Raw genomic sequence first — 17,428 nt, forward strand, 5'->3', positions numbered from 1 at the left:
ACCAGCTGTCTGGCGGGATCACCGGCACGGTCAATGGTAGAAATCCCACAACCGGGCGGTAGATTGGGATGCTATGGAAGAACCTTCAGGTGCACAGCTGCTCGGACCCGTTGAGATCCGCGCGCTGGCGGAAAAGCTCGATGTCACCCCGACGAAGAAGTTGGGGCAGAACTTCGTCCACGATCCCAACACCGTGCGACGCATTGTCACCGCAGCTGACCTGACCCCGGAGGATCATGTGGTGGAGGTCGGCCCGGGCCTGGGGTCACTGACCCTGGCGCTGGTGGAGAAGGCGGCGTCGGTCACCGCGGTGGAGATCGATCCTCGCCTGGCCGCTGAACTGCCCGCCACCTTCGCCTGGCGGGCCCCCGGACTCGCAGACAAACTGACCGTGGTGCAGAAGGACGCGCTCAAGGTGCAGCAGTCCGATTTCACCACCCAGCCCACCGCGCTGGTGGCCAATCTGCCGTACAACGTCTCCGTCCCGGTGCTGCTGCACATGCTGGCGGAATTCCCCAGCATCACGAAGGTGCTGGTCATGGTCCAGCTGGAGGTCGCCGACCGGTTGGCCGCGGTCCCGGGATCGAAGATCTATGGTGTGCCCAGCGTGAAGGCCTCGTTCTATGGTGAGGTGTCCAAGGCGGGCACCATCGGCAAGCATGTGTTCTGGCCGGCACCTCAGATCGAATCCGGTCTGGTCAAGATCATCCGCACTCACACCCCGTGGCCGCAGGATGATGCCACCCGTGCGAAGGTGTGGCCGGTTATCGATGCCGCCTTCCTGCAGCGCCGCAAGACCCTGCGCGCCGCACTGTCGGGCCATTTCGGTTCCGCCTCGGCCGCGGAGGAGGCCCTGCGGGCAGCCGATATCGATCCGCAGCTGCGCGGCGAGCGCCTCGATGTGGCTGATTATGTGCGCCTGGCCGGGGTGATCGGATCGTGAGGATCACCGCGAGGGCCTGGGGCAAGATCAATCTGCACTTGGGGGTCGGCCCCGCCCGCGAGGATGGCTACCACGAACTGGTCACGGTCTTCCAGACCATTGATCTCGCGGAGACGATCACCCTGACCACGCTCGAGGACGAGCTGGTGGAGGAAGGGAGCGTCGTCAGGCAACTGACGGTCACCGGGCCGCGTGGGGTGCCCACCACCCCGGACAACCTGGCGTGGCGTGCGGTTGATGCGCTCGTCGGGCGCCGACGCGAGCATGACCGCACACCCCTGCCCGCTGTCGAACTGCACATTGATAAGGGCATTCCTGTCGCCGGTGGCATGGCCGGTGGCTCCGCCGATGCGGCCGCTGCGCTGCGTGCGGTGGATGCCTGGATCGGTCCCTTCGGGGAGGAGACCCTGCTCGAGGTCGCCGCCGAACTCGGTTCCGATGTCCCGTTCTGCCTGCTCGGCGGCACCAAACTGGGCACCGGTCGGGGTGAGCAGCTGGTGGACATGCTCAGCCGCGGCACCTACCACTGGGCACTGGTGGTCTCCCCGAAGGGCCTGTCCACCCCGGAGGTCTTCGCCAAATTCGACGAGATGTCCCTGCCTTCAAGCATGGATGTCACCCCGATGAGTCAGGCACTGCTCGACGGCAGCGCCGGGGCTCTCGCGGAGGTGTTGGAAAACGACCTCGCACCTGCCGCACTCAGCCTGCGGCCCGATCTGCGCAAGACACAGTTGGCGGGCCTGCGCGCCGGGGCCCTGGCCACGATGGTCTCCGGTTCCGGGCCCACCATCGCCCTGCTCTGTGATGATGCCCAGTCCGCCCGGGATGTCGCAGATGCCCTCATGGATGAGGGTGTCGGCCTGTCCGTCCACCCCGCCACCAGTCCTGTCCCCGGGCCCGCGAAGAACCGTGGCGCCCACATCGTGTCCATCGAATCGGAGTAGAAGAAAACACCAATGGCCAATCTGATCAATCTGGAGAACGTCACCAAGACGTGGGGGCTCAAGACGCTTCTCGACGGCATCTCCCTCGGCGTTCAAACCGGCGACCGCATCGGTGTCGTCGGCCTCAACGGCGGCGGCAAGACCACCCTGCTTGAGGTGCTCACCGGCATTGAACCCCCGGATTCCGGCCGTGTCTCCCACAACTCCGACCTGCGCATGGCGGTGGTGACCCAGCGCGCCGAACTCAATGACGAGGACACCGTCGCCGATGTCGTGCTCGGCCCGCTCGGCCTGGAGGTTTTTGAATGGGCCTCCAACGCCACCGTCCGCGATGTGCTCGGGGGACTCGGCATCGTGGATCTGGGCCTGGACACCAGGGTCGGTCAGCTCTCCGGAGGGGAGCGTCGCCGCACCAACCTCGCCGCCGCCCTCGTGCAGGACCTCGACCTCATCATCCTCGATGAGCCGACCAACCACCTGGACGTGGAGGGCGTGCAGTGGCTCGCGGAATACCTGCTCTCCCGCAGACTCGCCATCGTGGTGGTCACCCACGACCGCTGGTTCCTGGACACGATTGCCACCACCACCTGGGAGGTCCACGACGGTGTGGTGGATGCCTATGAGGGTGGTTACAACGACTGGACCTTCGCGCGTGCGGAACGTGCCCGACAGGCCGATGCCATCGAACAGCGCCGGCAGAACCTTGCCCGCAAGGAACTGGCCTGGCTGCGCCGTGGCGCACCGGCTCGAACCTCCAAGCCGAAATACCGCATCGAGGCCGCCGAGGCACTCATCTCGGATGTTCCACCACCGCGCGACAAGGTTGAACTCATGGCCTTCTCCAGGTCCCGTCAGGGCAAGGTGGTCATCGAGCTGGAGGATGCCCGCATTGAAACCCCCGATGGACGGATGCTGGTGGATGATCTCACCTGGCGCCTGGCACCGGGTGAGCGCATCGGCCTGGTCGGTGTCAACGGTTCCGGCAAGACCACCCTGCTGCGTGCTCTGGCCGGGGAGCACCCGCTGGCCGCCGGGCGGCGCATCGAGGGCCAGACCGTGCGTCTGGGATGGCTGCGTCAGGAACTCGATGACCTGGACCTGTCACGTCGTCTCATCGACTGCGTGGAGGATGTGGCCAGCTACGTCCAGATGGGTGACAAGCAGATCTCCGCCTCCCAGCTGGCGGAACGGCTCGGGTTCTCCCCGAAACGCCAGCGCACCCCGGTTGGTGACCTCTCCGGTGGTGAACGCCGCCGACTCCAGCTGACCCGGGTGCTCATGGCGGAACCGAATGTGCTGCTGCTGGATGAGCCCACCAACGACCTGGACATCGACACCCTCCAGGAGCTGGAATCCCTGCTCGACGGGTGGCCCGGCACCCTGGTGGTCATCTCCCACGACCGGTACCTCATCGAACGTGTCACCGACTCCACCTGGGCGCTGTTCGGCGATGGCAAACTCACCAACCTGCCCGGTGGCATCGAGGAGTACCTGGCGCGTCGGACAGCCATGGCGGAGGCCGAGGGCACCGGAGTGCTCGACCTGGGTGAGGGAATCACCGCGGGGTCGGACACTGCAGGTACCCCACCCCAGGCCGGGGCTTCCAGTTCCGCGACCCCGTCAAAGACCATCTCCGCGCAGGAACACCAGCGCATCACCAAGGAGATGAACGCCCTGGAGCGCAAGATGAACAAGCTCGATCAGCAGATGGATAAGCTCAACCAGCAGCTCGCCGATGCCGCGGAGAAGATGGACACCGCGAAACTGACCGAGTTGGACACCACCCTCCGTGCTGTTCAGGAGGAGCACTCCGAGCTGGAGATGCAGTGGCTCGAGCTGGGCGAAGAGATAGAAGGGTAGGAACCATGGCACAGGTCGGAAGCGGGCTCCCGGAACGCGAAGCCGCCGCAGCGCAGCGGGAGCACCGCACGCACGCAGAACTCAGGCAGACCCCCGCGGATGTGCTCATCATCGGCAGCCAGGTGGTCTACGGCACGGTGGGTATGAGCGCTGCGCTGCCCGTCCTGCACCGCGAGGGACTGCATGTGTTGGCGGTTCCGACCATTGTGCTCAGCGCCATGCCCCACTACGCCAACTACCACGCTGTGCCCCATGATGCCGGGTGGCTGGCCGACACCCTCAATGACCTGGTGGTGCTGGGGCTGGTCGATGAGATCACCACGATCGCCACGGGGTATTTCGCCACCGCGGACCAGGTGGAGGTGGTGGCCGACTGGCTACGCCGGATCCGCCTCAGCCACCCGCATATCACGGTGGTGGTTGATCCCACCATCGGCGACTATGACGTGGGGGTCTACACCGCGCCGGGTATCGACGCCGCCCTGCGTGATCATCTGGTGCCCCTGGCCACCGGTCTGGTCCCCAACGCCTTCGAGTTCTCCCACCTCACCGACCAGGCTGACGATCCGGTGGCGGCGGCCCGCGCCATGCTGGGTGAATACGGACAGTGGGTCGTGGTGACCAGCCACGAGGTGGCGGGGGAGACGGTCACCGACCTGATCATCACCCGCGACAACACCACCCGGGTGGACAATCCCCTCGTGCCCACCGGTGTGAAGGGTGCGGGTGATGTGTATGCAGCAGCCCTGGTTGCGGGTCTCCACAACAAGATGACGCTTGTCGACGCCGCCACCCACGCCGCCACGACGGTTTACGCCGGTCTCACCGCCCGCGCGCTCTAGGCGGGGGTCAGTCCTCCTCGGAGAGGAGACTGCCGATGAGCAGACCCAGCACGAAGTCATCCACCTGACCGAACTGGACCTGGCGGATCCGGCCCTTTTTATCCACCAGGATCGTTGACGGCGTGCCCTCGAGTCGGTACTTCTTCATCGTCGAAGGGATCCGCTGGCCTTCCCGGGGCCGGTCCACGGCCACGGGGAAGGTGATCCCGAACTCGGACATGAACACCTTCAAAGCCGCCGGTGTCATCACCTCATGGTGTTCAAATACGCTGTGCAGACCGATGACCTGCAGGGCGGACTCCTCCACCTTGCGGTGGATCTTCACCGCCTGGGGCAGTGAATGGTTCACACATCCCGGGCACAGCATCTGGAAGACCTCGATGAGCACCACCTTCCCGCGCAGATCCTCAGGCGTCAGCCCGGGGTGGTTGATCCACTCCGAGACATCCAGTTCCAGCAGTGGGGCGTTGTCCAGGGCCGATGACAGGGGGACCAGCTCCTCAGATGATGATGTCAGGCACGTCGGTGGTGTGCCTCACATCCTAGCGTTTTCCCCAGTTGTCGGGTGTGGCGACGGGAGGGGTTCCTTTCGGTAGAGTTGGTCCTATGATTTTGATCAACGTTCGTTTCCGTCCACTACCCGAGTATGTCGATACCTTCCGTGAGCAGGTTGCCGAGTTCACCGAGAAGACCCGAGCGGAGAAGGGCAATATCTTCTTCGACTGGTCGGTCAACACCGATGACCCGTCTGAGTTCATCCTCATCGAGGCCTTCGAGGATGATGCCGCCGAGGCACATGTCAACAGTGAGCACTTCAAGGCGGCCACCGAGCTGTTCCCGAAGATCCTGAAGGAGACCCCTCAGATCATCAACACCCTCATCGAGGGCAAGACGGACTGGGACCGCATGGCGGAGTTCTCCGTCGGAGAGTAGATTCCCCGTGACACCCCGGTGAAATGCAATCCAGCCCACAATAATACCATATTGTGGGCCATGGCATATTTGATAAAACGGCGGTAAGCTGGGGATATGCATATCGTCAACGTCAGATTCAAGCCCAAGGCAAAGTACGTCGAGACTTTCCGTTACACCGTCGATAAATTCACCGAGGAGGCCCGCTCGGATGAGGGGTGTCTCTACTTCGAATGGTTCCGCAGCACCGATTACCCCGGTGAATATGTCCTGATCGGTGTGTTCACCGATGAAGGCGCGGTCAGTTTCAAGAAGGGTGAGTCCTACAGCCGGGCCCAGGAAACCCTGCCACCACTGCTCCAGCAGACCCCGCTCATCGTGGAAAGCGAATTTCCCAAGAAGAAGGGGTGGGAACGTTTCCACGACTTCACTGTTTACTGATCATCCCACCACCCACCGACACAACCCCTCACCTGTGGCATCAACCGTGCTGACAGGGGAGGGGTTGTGTTGTCCCGCAGGTCGCTCAGGTCCCGTCGCCTTGTAGGATTGGATCATGAACAAGATGGAAAATGCCCCGATGCCCACCTTCGGCAAAGAGCTTCCCAAACTCGACAATAAGGCCTATAAGAAGGAGCTCAAGCGACTCCAGGCGGAACTCGTCGAGATGCAGCAGTGGGTCGTGGAGACCGGGACCCGGGTGGTCATCGTGATGGAGGGTCGTGATGCTGCCGGTAAGGGCTCGGCGATCAAGCGGATCACCCAGTACCTCAATCCCCGTACCGCCCGCATCGAGGCGCTGCCCACCCCCACCTCGCGGGAGAAGGGGCAGTGGTATTTCCAGAGGTACGTGGAGAAACTCCCCGCAGCCGGTGAGATCGTCATCTTCGACCGGTCCTGGTACAACCGCGCCGGTGTGGAGCGCGTCATGGGATTCTGCACCTCCCAGGAATACCGCCGTTTCCTGCACCAGGCGCCGATCTTTGAACGTCTGCTCGTCGAGGATGGCATCCATCTGCGGAAATACTGGTTCTCGGTCTCCGATGAGGAACAGTTGGCGCGGTTCCACAGCCGCCTCAGTGACCCCCTGCGACGGTGGAAACTGTCCACCATCGATCTCCACTCGATCACCAGGTGGGAGGACTATTCACGCGCCAAGGATGAGATGTTCATCCACACCGACATCCCCTCGGCCCCCTGGTACACCGTCGAGTCGGAGGAGAAGAAGCGGTCCCGCATCAATGTCATCTCCCACATCCTCAGCACCATCCCCTATGAGAAAATCGACCGGCCCCTGCCGGAGATACCGGAACGGCCCGTGCGGGAGGGGGAGTACATCCGTCCCCCACGCAATGAATTCCGGTATGTCCCCGATGTCGCGGCCTGCCTGGAGGAACACCGGGTAGCTGCAGCGAGGGAGAAGGCGAAGGCGGAGGCGAAGGCCCGGGAGGAGGCGGAACGGGCGCTGGCCGCCGAGAAGGTGAAGGCCGCCAAGAAGGCCAAGAAAATCAGGAAGGCGCAGAAGGCCAAGGCTGCGAAAAAAGCCAAGAAGGCCGCCGGGAAGGCCAAGGCTGTGAAGAAAACCGGGAAATCGGGGAAGGGCGGGAAGTAATCCCCTTCCCTGGCCCCGACCGGGCCTAGTTCGTCTCCTTCAGCATCTCGCCCAGTACCTGCAGGACACCGTCCTCGACATTCGAGGGGGCCCTGCGGTCAGCGATGGCCATGATGTCCGGGTGGGCATTGTCCATGGCGTAGGAGGTGCCTGCAGCCTTGAGGAGTTCCATGTCGTTGAGGTAGTCCCCGAACGCCACCGATCCACTGACCGGGATGTCCATGGCCCGGCAGAGGGATACCAGGGCCCGGCCCTTGTCGGCTGACTGGTCCATGATGTCCACCCAGTGCTTGCCGGAGACCACCACCTTGTTATCCGGGGCGGCCCCGCGCAGGATCGGGGCAGCCATGGTTTCCGCGTCTTCGAAGGTGAACACGGCCACCTTGATCACATCATCGGTGACCACCTCGTGCAGATCCTCCACCTCGTCGAGGGCCAGGTAGTACTTGGACCCCTCGGCGCGGAAGGCCTCATCATTGCGTTCGACGTACGCGCGTTCAGGGCGACAGACGACTACACCCATGTCGATGTCCGAGTCGCGTGCGGCGGTGATGATGGCGTGGACAGCCCCGGGGTCGATGGGTGTCATGGAGATGATCTCACCGTCGTGGACCACCACCGTGCCGTTCTCGGCGATGTACGACATCGGCTCACCGGCGCGCTCGAACTGGTGTCGCAGGGTGGCCAGCTGACGGCCGCTGGCGGGGGCGAAGGCCACACCGCGGCCCCGGAGGTCATCCAGGAGGCTCCAGAACCCCTCGGGGATGTCTCCCTCGGGGTTCAGTAGCGTGCCGTCCATGTCTGTAACAACAAGGCGAAAGTCCATTTGGTTGGTTTCCTTTCTGATTATGTCTTGTTTTTCATTGTCCCATACCTTGAGCTGCCCGGCCATAACTGTTTTCCTGCCAGTCCGACCTGTGATGTGTCACACTTGAACCATGGCTGATAACTCTGATAACACCACCGCTGTCACCGCACCGCGTACCGATACCCGGGTGATCAACTACTTCGTCCAGCATTCCACCGGGGTGATCGAACTCAACCGTCCCAAGGCTCTGAACTCGCTCAACCAGGAGATGGTTGATCTGGTTCAGGAGGCCCTGGATAAATGGATTGATGATGACGCCGTGCACCGCGTGCTCATCTATTCGACCACCGACCGCGCCTTCTGTGCGGGCGGTGATGTCCGTGCGGTACGTGAGGCCGTGCTGGGAGGCAATATCGAGGCGGGGGACCGCTACTTCATTGAGGAATTCGTGATGAATGATGACCTCGGCAATTTCCCCAAGCCGATCATCTCCGTCATGGATGGGGTGGTCATGGGCGGTGGGCTGGGGGTGTCCATGCACGGGTCGCACCGGGTGGTCACGGAGAAGGCATTCGCCGCGATGCCGGAGATGGCGATCGGCTACACCCCCGATGTGGGCTTCACCTACTTCATCCAGCAGGTCACCACCCCGGCGATCGGTAAGTTCCTCGCGGTCACCGGATGGCGGATGAGCCCCGCGGACATGCTGTGGACCGGTGTGGCCACCGACTTCATCGAATCCAGGGACGTGGAGGCCTTCAAGCAGACCGTCATCGAGCGGTCCCTGGAGGAGGCACTCGAGGAATTCCGGTCCCAGCCGGAGGGGGAGAGCGAACTGGCGCAGTTCGCGCCCCAGATCGAGGAGACCTTCAGCCACGGGCGGTGGGAGCTTATCGACGAAGCCCTCACCCGCCACCCCGATCGGGAGTTCGTCGATCGGGTCAGGGACCTCATGGGTGGCGCCGCACCCTCCTCGGTGGTGGCGGCCATCCTGCTCATGGAGGCCAATCGTGAGGCGGCCACGCTGCGGGAGGGGTTGGACAATGAACTTGCCCTGAGCCTGCACATGATCCGTCAGCCGGATTTCGTCGAGGGGGTGCGGGCTGTGCTGGTGGATAAGGACCGCGATGCCACCTTCATCCCGGCTGATTACGCCGGGGTGGATGAGGCGGTGTTCCGCGACCTGTTGTCATGAGTGCGGGGTTTGCCCACACTGTTTGCTACCTTTGACAGTGACCCATTAGGTTGATGGGCACCAACTTTTGAAGGAAGGTGTGGAGTGAAGCCGCTGGCGAGAATCCCCGTGCCGTGGGGTTGGTACCTCGGCATCGTTGGATTGATCGTGGTGAGCGTGGCGGTGTCGGCATCGATGCTCAGCCTGGTTCCCCAGCAGATGCCGGCCCGTGTCAGTAGTGGACTGGTTGCCCTGGGGGGTTCCTATTCACCACCGATGAGCACGGGGACACTCATTGCCCGGGTCACCGCCGGGCCGTTGCTTGTCCTCATCATCGCGGCGGGTATCTCCCTGCTGATCTCCTCCCAGTCCGCGCGGTTGCAGCAGAACTACCCGGAGGCCTCCGCCGTTGCGGTGGGTCGACGCTGGGCTTTCCTGAATAACGTGCAGTCCTGTCTGGGCTGGTTCAGTTTCTTCACCGCAGCCATCCTCGTGGTGTCCTCGATCCGCCTCAACAGTCCCGGCTTTGTCAGCACCATCGAGATGTCCGCCTACGTGGTGTGCATCGTGGTGTTGGCCTGGGCGTTGTTGGTGTCGCTGCGGCGGGGCCAGATCCTGATTGACCGTGCCCTTCCGGTGGGGGAGGATGACACCAGCCTGAAATGGGGGTTGATCTATCACAACCCGGCTGACCCACGGGTGTTCGTGGAGATCGACAGTGGGCAGACCACGGTGGTGAACATGGCACGTCCGGCATCGTGGGGGCTGGTGGTTGCCATGATCATCCCGGCGATCTTCATCGTGGGCCTGGTGGTCTACGTCAGCTGATCGACCCGATCTGGTTGCCCCGGAACTCCACGGTGAGGTGCCGGTTGTCCACCGTGATCCGGGAACCGTCGAAGGACACCTGACGCTGGCTGGCGTAGGCGGCCACCGCCCGGCGTGCGTCCAGTTCCGGGTCCAGTCGTGTGTACAGGGTCGCCTCGATCGCGGCGAAGGAGGCCGGGGGCAGATGGAGCCGGGGATGGTTGAGTAGCAGCACGACCTGGAATCCCTGACCGCTGTCCACGGTTGTGTGGGTCCATACCTGCAGGACGGGTTTGGCCACCGCCGTCAGGTCGAAGGTGAGTGCCTGTCCCACCGGCAACATCGGACTGACCAGGGGCAGGAGGCCGTTGTCCACACCGAACTGGCGCAGGCCCCGCGATCCCTGCCCGCGGACCCGGGTATCGGCCCAGGCCCAGCGCCACACATCCTCCTCGATGGTGGCCAGTGGCAGTGCGGACACCTCGAGTTCTCCCCCGATGACCGCGGTGCCCGCCTGGGGGTTGTACGCCACCTGGGCGGTGGGGGACAGGGCGTCGAAAAGCAGCTGGTGTTCCGCGGAGGAGAATGCCGAATCCGCGCGCACATCACGCAGGGTCAAACCCCCGGTCACCTCGACGGGGCGGTCTTCCCGGAAGGTGACGGCGGTGCCGTCGCTCAACGCGATGTAGCTGGGGTTTTTCCGGATACCCAGCTCTCGGAACGCGGCGTAGGATGCCAGCGCCCGGTGGGCATCGGCGTGGGGTGGCAACAGCGCCAACCCCTCCACGAGATCGGTGCGGATATCGGTGGGGAGGTGGGGATCGTTGAGCACCACCAGAGCCTGACCCCGGTTACCGAAGGGGGCGATGAAGGCGGGGGCATTGCCGTGCAGGGTGCGCGCCGCGCGGATCAACTCATCGGACAGCGGCTGGGTGCCGTGCAGCTCAGGGATATCAAAACCCGCGTCCTGCTCCCGGGCCCAGGTGAATTCCTCCCCGTTGATCCACGCCACCACGGTTCCGGTGGTGTCGAAGGGTTCCCCCTGGGCACGGTTGATGCGGACCTGGGCGCTGGGGGCGTTGTCGGTGCCGTTGACCAGGTTGAATTCCACCCCCCGGATCCTCCCGAGCCTGGTGGCGAATGCGCGGTCGATTCCGGTCTGGGCGAGGAAACCGTCGGTGATGACATCGGCGAGAGAGGTGGGGGGAGGGATCTGCATTCCTCAAGGATAGGCAATATCCCTGTGTGCGACATGGTCCGTCTCATCACCACTACTACCTGTGACGTGTTTGGTTTCCGACTGGGGGGTCTGTGAAGATGGAGAATACTGCTTACTACAATCTCCTTATATTTACGGAAAGAGCCATCCGTGCGCGCTGTAAAATCCCGTATTCTCACCACCGCCCTGGCCACCATGCTGGGCGTCGGCACCATCGCCGCCGGCACCACTGTCGCCTACGCCTATGACTACGGCATGGACCCCACCGTCAGGTATAACCCGATCGATGACATCGAGGACCGACCGAAGGGACTGTCGGACATCCCCGGCATCGGTTCCCAGCTGACCGGTTGGGGATCCTCCGACGCCTCGGCCTCAACCGGTGTGGTCACCTCGATGCAACCGCAGGAGTTCGACCCGCGCTACCCGGACGGCAAGGACCACCTGCCGAAGGCCGAGATCGACATGAACCCCGAGGTGCTCGCGCGTCTCGCCAGGTTCGCCGAGGTGGACGGTGAGCGGATCCGACAGATCAACGCCTACTCACCGTCCATGGAACGGTGGATCCCCCTGGTGTGGATCGTGCCGGAAGATACCTCCGAACCCCGCCCCACCCTCTATGCACTCGGTGGTGGCGACGGCGGACAGGGCAGCGCCAACTGGATCACCAAGACCGACATGCCTGAGCTGATGAGCTCCAACAACGTCCACGTCATCATGCCGATGCTGGGTTCGCATAGTTTCTACGCCGACTGGGTGGAGGAGAACGACTCCCTCGGCGGCAAGCAGCAGTGGGAGACCTTCCTCACCCATGAGCTGCCCGAGCCACTGGAGGCCGCCATCGGTGGTGATGGCCAGCGCAGCATCATCGGCATGTCCATGTCGGGCGGCTCCGTGGTCAACATCGCCTCCCACCAGCCCAATTTCTACTCCTCGGTGGCATCCCTGTCCGGATGCGCGGAGACCAACTCCTGGATGGGCCGGCGTGGTGTCGCCGCCACCGTCTATTCCGGTAACGCCACCCCCACCCAGATCTTCGGTGAGGTGGACAGTGACTACGCCCGCTACAACGACCCGGTGATCAACGCCCACCGCCTGGCGAAGCAGGACAACCTGTATGTGTTCGCCGCCTCCGGTGTGTGGTCCGAGGTTGATGTGGAGGGCGAGAACGCCCCGGAGGACGAGAAGGGTCTGAAAAACCGCATCACCGTCGGTTTCCGCATCGAGGCCCTGTCGAACACGTGTACCCACAACCTCAAGGCGGCCACTGACTACCACGGCATCGACACCATCCACTATGATTTCCGTCCCACCGGAACCCATGCCTGGGATTATTGGAATGAGGCACTCCACCGCTTCTTCCCCCTGATGATGCAGGGCTTCGGCTTGGACGGTGGCCCGATCCCTGAGTACAACGCCACCGGTCTGGACCAGTCCACCCTGTCGTCGACGGTGGCATCAGGCAGCAGTCTCGCCGGTGCGGCCGGTGCCCTGGAGGGCAGTTCCCCCAGTGCCGGGACGGGGAGTTCCACGCGTGAGTTCATCGCCGGCAGCTCGGCGCTGGACTCGCTGTCCAGCGCCACCGGCAGCGTCTACGACGACTAGCGCCGTCCACGACAAAGGCCCGATCCCCGGCTTGGGGATCGGGCCTTCACCATGTCGCAGGTGCTTATCGACGCCGGACTGTCAGGCGTCGAAAAGCACCCGTGGCAGGGGATCACCCGTCGAGTCGCACCATCCGGCAGGCACGGCGCACCAGCTGTGCGCCGACCTCGATGTCGCGGGGCTCGGGCAGGCGATAGTACCAGTCCAGTGCCACCCGAACGCTGGTAGCAAGGGTGTTGATGGCCACGCACGCCTCGAACTCATCCAGCTCCGGTGCGCGGGGGTGCACCGCAGGAAGCAGGGGAACCACGAGGGCACCGGCATCCGGGTGCTGCGGGGTGGGGCTGAGCGCCCCGATGATCTCCGAGATCCGGAACAGGGAGCCGAAGGAATCCAGTTCATCCTCCCCGGTGCGCAGGTGCTCCACGACGAGGTGTTCCACCGCCTCCACCAACCGCATCTGTTCCGGGAGTTCATCGAGTTGATCGATGAGATCCCGGATCTGATCGGAGAGGAAACCCAGCAGGGCTTCCTCGCGGGAGGCGAAATAGTTGTGGAAGGTCCTGGCTGACACCCCCGCCCGGGCGGCGATCTCGGCGATGATCAGGCCCTCGGGACCGTGCTCCAGGGCGATCTCGGCTGCCGCCCGGGTCAGTGCGGTGCGGGTGGCGGCCTTCTTGGTCTCACGAAGCCCCGACACCGACGGATTCCTTCTGGTGGTCACGAAGTTCACGGGTGCGCTGCTCATCGTATTCACCCAGGGCCTCGCCCTCGACATCGATGTTGGGCAGGATCCTGGCCAGCCACCGGGGCAGCCACCAGGCCCGGTCGCCGAGCAGGAACATCGTGGCCGGGATGATGGTCATGCGGACGATGAAGGCATCGAAGAAGATGGCGATCGCCAGTGCGAAGCCCATCGTCTTGATGAACGACATGTCCTGGGCGATGAAGGCCGCGAACACGGAGATCATGATCAGGGCTGCGGCGGTGACCACACGGGCACCATGCTTGAAACCGTTGGAGGTGGCATTGCCGGCGGTCTTGCCCTTGGTGAAGCCTTCCCTCATGCGGGTGACCAGGAAGATCTGGTAATCCATGGCCAGGCCGAAGACCAGGCCGATGAGCATGATCGGCAGGAAGGACAGGATCGGCTGCGGATCGCTGATGATGCCCAGCCAGCCCTCCTGGAAGATCGCGACGGTGGCACCGAAGGTGGCGGCAACCGACAGGCCGAATCCGAGGGCTGCGATCAGCGGGACCCAGATGGAACGGAACACCAGCAGCAACACGATGAAGGCCAGCACGAGGACGATCCCGATGTATGGGAGGAGGGCGTCGGAGAGTCGCTCGGAGATGTCGTCATAGATCGGGGTGACACCGGTGATGCCGTAGGTGGCGCCGGTGGTGTCCTCGAAGTCGGTGACATCAGCGCGCAGCTGGGAGAGGGTCTCAGAAGTGCGCTCATCGATGGCATCGAACTCAGGGGTGATGAGGATCTGTGCGGTGTCGAGATTCTCGGTGGTCTGCGTGATCTGAGCGTTGGCCACACCCTCGGTGCCCAGGAACTGTTCCACGGCCTGGCCGAAGACCAGCGGGCGTTCCTGCTCCGGCACCTCCACGGCATCCACCAGCGCGATCATGGGGGCGTTACGGCCCGGGCCGAAGGCCTCGGCGGTCATGTCATAGGCCTCACGTGGGGCCGTGCCCGGGGTGGCGGTGCCGTCGGTCGGCATGGCCAGACGCATGCCCGCGGCCGGGATGGCGATGATCCCCAGCAGGATCACACCCACCAGCAGGTGGGTGACCGGGCGTTTACGGATCCGGCGAACCCACTGCAGACCCATGGTCGGGCGCTCATCCTCGGGGTCGGGGACCTTCGGTCCCGGTACACGGGCGGCAAACACCCGGGTGCCTAGCAGTCCGAGGAGCGCCGGGAGGAAGGACACGGCGATGAGCACCGCGAGGAACACGGTGACACCGGCGGCCAGTGCCATGGCGGTGAGGAACGGGATGTTGATGATGGACAGGGCCACCAGGGCGATGAGCACGGTGATGCCCGCGAAAACCACGGCGGAACCGGCGGTACCCACGGCCATGCCCATGGCATGCGAGCGGGTGGCCAGATCCATGGTGCGCAGACGCTGGGCGAGTTCCTTCGGTTCCAGGTCATTGGCCCCGGACTGGGTGATCAGCTCATTGCGGAAACGGGAAACGATGAACAGGGCGTAGTCGATGCCCACGGCCAGGCCGATCATGGTGGCCAGCACCGGGGTCATGTCATTGATGTCATCGGAGAACACTGTGGCCAGGGAGACACCGAGGACACCGATGCCGACACCGACGATCGCGGAGATCAACGGCATACCGGCGGCGATGAAGGATCCGAAGGTGACGATCAGGACGACGGCGGCGACCAACAGGCCGACGATCTCGGAGGTCATATTGAGGGAGGTCGCTGCGGCACCGAAGACATTGCCGTTGTAGACAACGGTGAGATCGCCCTCGTTGTACTCATCGAGGATGTCGGTGACCGCCTCGCGCTCCCCGGCGGTGACATCCATGACGGTCGGTGCGTCGAAGGTCATGGAGACAATACCGGTGGTCTCATCGGGGCTCAGGGGACTGATGGAAGCCAGGTCGGTGGCGATCTTCTCCTCCGGAACCCCCTGGGCCTGCAGCTGCGGGGTCATCTGCGCGGCCAGGCCCTGGGCGGCCATCACCGGGTCGATGACGGTGGTCTCGGGATCGACGAGCACACCGGTGTCGCGGACCTCCGCGAGCATGGCGTTGACCTCGGCGGATACCTCAGGATCGGTGAGGGTGGAGCCCTCCGGGGCCTGGATCACCACATTGCCGGTGGGGGCACTGGTGGCATCCTCCGCGGCGGGGAAACGTTCCTGCATCTTCTCCATGGTGACCACGGAATCAATGCCGGGGATGGAAAACGAGCTGGTGGTCGGCTTGGCGAACAGACCGGCCAGGGTGCCGACGGCGATGAGCAGCACCAGCCAGAAGGCCAGGAACGGCCATTTCTTCCGGTAGGCGGTTGAGCCCAACCTGTAGAGGAATTTTGACATGGGTCCTTAACTTTTCAATTGGTCCAGCAGGATGGTGACGTCCTGGCTTCGGCGGTTATCTGCACACCGAATGCAAATTTGCAGAACGAGCGCAAGTTTACGGGTGGATGAAAGGGGGAGCCAGCCACGCAGGGCTATTTGTGAGGTATCCAACGTCCCGGGATGGGTGTGGCGGACAGCATGGTCCGGGAAACCAGGACAGGCGTACTGAAATGGTTTTATGCTGGTGTCATGACTGACACACATGGCACCTTCATTCCCACCGCCGACCTCGTGGACATCATCGGCGATGACGTCCGCTCCTGCGACACCCAGTTCCGTAACCTCGGCGGCCGCACCGACTTCCACGGCACCATCACCACCGTGAAATGCTTCCAGGACAATGCCCTGCTCAAGTCCATCCTCGGGGAGGACAACCCCGGTGGTGTGCTCGTCATCGACGGTGATGCCTCGCTGCACACCGCCCTCGTCGGTGACATCATCGCGGGCCTGGGTAGGGACCACGGGTGGTCCGGCGTGGTGGTCAATGGTGCCATCCGTGACTCCGCTGTCATCGGCGAGATGGAGTTCGGCTGCAAGGCCCTGGGCACCAACCCCCGCAAGTCCTCCAAGACCGGCGCGGGGGAGCGGGACGTGGTGGTCTCCTTCGGTGGGGTCGATTTCACGCCGGGGCATTACCTGTATGCCGACTCCGACGGTATCGTGGTTACCGAAAACCCGGTGAAGGCCCCAGCAAGCAACTAGCGGGACGTGATGCCGGAACGGCGTAACGTTTCCTGCGGCTGATCCGACATCCCCCACGGTGAAACACCCCCGCGGCCGCTGAACAGCGACTCCGGGGGACGAGGGTTTTCACCCCTGTTGTCGATCGAATGAAAGAGTACCCCTGTGCTACTAGCCGTGAGTTTCGCATTGCTGGACTCAGTAAATGTCTTACTCATCGGAATCGTCGTGGCGATCGGGGCCTTTCTCCCGCGGTCCGGCAGATACGGGCTCATCGCCTTTCTGCTCATCCTCGGTGACTGGCTGGGGGTGTTCCTCCTGTGCATCGTGGTCATGGTCATCTTCGACGGGCTCGGGGATCTGATTCAACAGTTCCTCGACTCACCGGTGTTCGGCATCGTGCTCATCGTCGTTGGTGTGGCCTCCTTCATCGCCACCAAGCTGAGCAGGGGCGACGGCAATACCGAGATGATTGAACGGTTCCTGGCCCCGGTGCGCAGGCCCTCCTTGTTGACGGTCGGTGCCGGCCTGCTCCTCGGCCTCATCCAGTCCGCGACCTCCGCACCCTTCTACGCAGGACTGGCGGTGCTCAGTGCGGGTGATTTCAGCGTGGCCATCCGGTACGGCGGACTGATCATCTACGCCAGCCTCGCGCTCAGCCTGCCGACGATCGTCGCCTTCCTGGTCGGTTGGGTCCGGGCCTACCCGGAAAGCCCCGTGGGTGTGCTCTTCGACAAGGCCGGCCAGAACAAGACAGCCCTGGCCAAATGGGCCGGATACCTCGTGGCCATCGTGCTGACGATCATGGGAGCACTCGCACTGATCTAGCTGGCGGAATGCCGCCCAGCCCGGGTACGCGACAACCCCTGATCCCGGGTGCCTGAACTGTGCCCCGGGATCAG

Annotated in this window: 17 protein-coding genes; 12 read left to right on the forward strand and 5 right to left on the reverse strand. The window is 63.6% G+C overall.

Annotated elements, in window-relative coordinates; translation table 11 throughout:
* The first annotated feature begins 73 nt into the window (after positions 1-73).
* The 4 genes from rsmA to CE_RS04995 are packed head-to-tail and all read left to right on the forward strand — an operon-like array spanning position 74 to position 4,589.
* Positions 74-943: a 16S rRNA (adenine(1518)-N(6)/adenine(1519)-N(6))-dimethyltransferase RsmA gene (rsmA, locus tag CE_RS04980; RefSeq protein WP_006770063.1), complete on the forward strand. Its 870-nt coding sequence runs from the start codon at positions 74-76 to the stop codon at positions 941-943.
* A complete protein-coding gene (locus CE_RS04985; protein ID WP_006770062.1) occupies positions 940-1,887 on the forward strand; it encodes a 4-(cytidine 5'-diphospho)-2-C-methyl-D-erythritol kinase in 948 nt (315 codons plus the stop codon). The genes rsmA and CE_RS04985 overlap by 4 nt, the downstream gene beginning before the upstream one ends.
* Before the next feature lie 12 nt (positions 1,888-1,899).
* Positions 1,900-3,747 carry an ABC-F family ATP-binding cassette domain-containing protein gene (locus CE_RS04990; RefSeq protein ID WP_006770061.1) on the forward strand — a complete coding sequence of 616 codons (1,848 nt, stop codon included), beginning with the start codon at positions 1,900-1,902 and terminating at the stop codon, positions 3,745-3,747.
* A gap of 5 nt (positions 3,748-3,752) precedes the next feature.
* Positions 3,753-4,589: a pyridoxal kinase gene (locus tag CE_RS04995; protein WP_006770060.1), complete on the forward strand. Its 837-nt coding sequence runs from the start codon at positions 3,753-3,755 to the stop codon at positions 4,587-4,589.
* Between the two features lie 7 nt (positions 4,590-4,596).
* On the opposite strand, the gene CE_RS05000 is transcribed toward CE_RS04995, so the two are convergent.
* On the reverse strand, positions 4,597-5,106 hold the full coding sequence (locus tag CE_RS05000) for a TlpA disulfide reductase family protein (protein ID WP_331385693.1): 510 nt from the start codon (positions 5,104-5,106) through the stop codon (positions 4,597-4,599).
* Between the two features lie 89 nt (positions 5,107-5,195).
* On the opposite strand from CE_RS05000, the gene CE_RS05005 reads away from it, so the two are divergent.
* The 3 genes from CE_RS05005 (at position 5,196) to ppk2 (ending at position 7,113) form a co-directional block, all read left to right on the forward strand.
* Entirely contained in the window at positions 5,196-5,522 is a 327-nt protein-coding gene (locus CE_RS05005) for a putative quinol monooxygenase (protein ID WP_006770058.1), read from the forward strand.
* A gap of 96 nt (positions 5,523-5,618) precedes the next feature.
* A complete protein-coding gene (locus CE_RS05010) occupies positions 5,619-5,942 on the forward strand; it encodes a putative quinol monooxygenase (protein ID WP_006770057.1) in 324 nt (107 codons plus the stop codon).
* Positions 5,943-6,057: 115 nt separating this feature from the next.
* Entirely contained in the window at positions 6,058-7,113 is a 1,056-nt protein-coding gene (gene ppk2, locus CE_RS05015; protein ID WP_006770056.1) for a polyphosphate kinase 2, read from the forward strand.
* Between the two features lie 25 nt (positions 7,114-7,138).
* On the opposite strand, the gene CE_RS05020 is transcribed toward ppk2, so the two are convergent.
* Positions 7,139-7,939, reverse strand: a complete 801-nt coding sequence (locus tag CE_RS05020) for a Cof-type HAD-IIB family hydrolase (protein ID WP_035109889.1) — start codon at positions 7,937-7,939, stop codon at positions 7,139-7,141.
* A 112-nt stretch (positions 7,940-8,051) separates the two neighbouring features.
* Between CE_RS05020 and CE_RS05025 the strand changes: the two genes are divergently transcribed.
* Positions 8,052-9,116 (forward strand): enoyl-CoA hydratase/isomerase family protein, encoded by a 1,065-nt coding sequence (locus tag CE_RS05025; protein ID WP_006770054.1) that lies wholly within the window; start codon positions 8,052-8,054, stop codon positions 9,114-9,116.
* 84 nt (positions 9,117-9,200) lie between these two features.
* A complete protein-coding gene (locus CE_RS05030; RefSeq protein WP_006770053.1) occupies positions 9,201-9,923 on the forward strand; it encodes a hypothetical protein in 723 nt (240 codons plus the stop codon).
* Here CE_RS05030 and CE_RS05035 read toward each other — a convergent pair.
* Positions 9,916-11,121: a DUF6882 domain-containing protein gene (locus CE_RS05035; RefSeq protein ID WP_006770052.1), complete on the reverse strand. Its 1,206-nt coding sequence runs from the start codon at positions 11,119-11,121 to the stop codon at positions 9,916-9,918. The genes CE_RS05030 and CE_RS05035 overlap by 8 nt on opposite strands.
* A 150-nt stretch (positions 11,122-11,271) precedes the next feature.
* Between CE_RS05035 and CE_RS05040 the strand changes: the two genes are divergently transcribed.
* Positions 11,272-12,726 carry an alpha/beta hydrolase gene (locus CE_RS05040; RefSeq protein ID WP_011075227.1) on the forward strand — a complete coding sequence of 485 codons (1,455 nt, stop codon included), beginning with the start codon at positions 11,272-11,274 and terminating at the stop codon, positions 12,724-12,726.
* 112 nt (positions 12,727-12,838) lie between these two features.
* On the opposite strand, the gene CE_RS05045 is transcribed toward CE_RS05040, so the two are convergent.
* The gene (locus tag CE_RS05045) at positions 12,839-13,426 is read right to left on the reverse strand and encodes a TetR/AcrR family transcriptional regulator (protein ID WP_006770050.1); all 588 of its coding nucleotides are present in this window, start codon (positions 13,424-13,426) and stop codon (positions 12,839-12,841) included.
* Positions 13,410-15,803, reverse strand: coding sequence for an MMPL family transporter (locus CE_RS05050; RefSeq protein ID WP_006770049.1), 2,394 nt, complete (start codon positions 15,801-15,803; stop codon positions 13,410-13,412). The genes CE_RS05045 and CE_RS05050 overlap by 17 nt, the downstream gene beginning before the upstream one ends.
* Positions 15,804-16,034: 231 nt before the next feature.
* On the opposite strand from CE_RS05050, the gene rraA reads away from it, so the two are divergent.
* Both rraA and CE_RS05060 read left to right on the forward strand, forming a co-directional pair.
* Entirely contained in the window at positions 16,035-16,547 is a 513-nt protein-coding gene (gene rraA, locus CE_RS05055) for a ribonuclease E activity regulator RraA (RefSeq protein WP_035109947.1), read from the forward strand.
* A 144-nt stretch (positions 16,548-16,691) separates the two neighbouring features.
* A complete protein-coding gene (locus CE_RS05060) occupies positions 16,692-17,354 on the forward strand; it encodes a hypothetical protein (RefSeq protein WP_006770047.1) in 663 nt (220 codons plus the stop codon).
* Positions 17,355-17,428: the final 74 nt, after the last annotated feature.

The organism is Corynebacterium efficiens YS-314 (assembly GCF_000011305.1).
Taxonomy (GTDB): Bacteria; Actinomycetota; Actinomycetes; order Mycobacteriales; family Mycobacteriaceae; genus Corynebacterium; species Corynebacterium efficiens.

Excerpts from the sequence above, each read along its gene's own strand:
- rsmA (WP_006770063.1), top strand. The coding sequence starts at position 74 with ATGGAAGAACCTTCAGGTGCACAGCTGCTCGGACCCGTTGAGATCCGC.
- CE_RS04990 (WP_006770061.1), top strand. The coding sequence starts at position 1,900 with ATGGCCAATCTGATCAATCTGGAGAACGTCACCAAGACGTGGGGGCTC.
- CE_RS04995 (WP_006770060.1), top strand. The coding sequence starts at position 3,753 with ATGGCACAGGTCGGAAGCGGGCTCCCGGAACGCGAAGCCGCCGCAGCG.
- CE_RS05005 (WP_006770058.1), top strand. The coding sequence starts at position 5,196 with ATGATTTTGATCAACGTTCGTTTCCGTCCACTACCCGAGTATGTCGAT.
- CE_RS05010 (WP_006770057.1), top strand. The coding sequence starts at position 5,619 with ATGCATATCGTCAACGTCAGATTCAAGCCCAAGGCAAAGTACGTCGAG.
- ppk2 (WP_006770056.1), top strand. The coding sequence starts at position 6,058 with ATGAACAAGATGGAAAATGCCCCGATGCCCACCTTCGGCAAAGAGCTT.
- CE_RS05020 (WP_035109889.1), bottom strand. The coding sequence starts at position 7,939 with ATGGACTTTCGCCTTGTTGTTACAGACATGGACGGCACGCTACTGAAC.
- CE_RS05025 (WP_006770054.1), top strand. The coding sequence starts at position 8,052 with ATGGCTGATAACTCTGATAACACCACCGCTGTCACCGCACCGCGTACC.
- CE_RS05035 (WP_006770052.1), bottom strand. The coding sequence starts at position 11,121 with ATGCAGATCCCTCCCCCCACCTCTCTCGCCGATGTCATCACCGACGGT.
- CE_RS05050 (WP_006770049.1), bottom strand. The coding sequence starts at position 15,803 with ATGTCAAAATTCCTCTACAGGTTGGGCTCAACCGCCTACCGGAAGAAA.
- rraA (WP_035109947.1), top strand. The coding sequence starts at position 16,035 with ATGACTGACACACATGGCACCTTCATTCCCACCGCCGACCTCGTGGAC.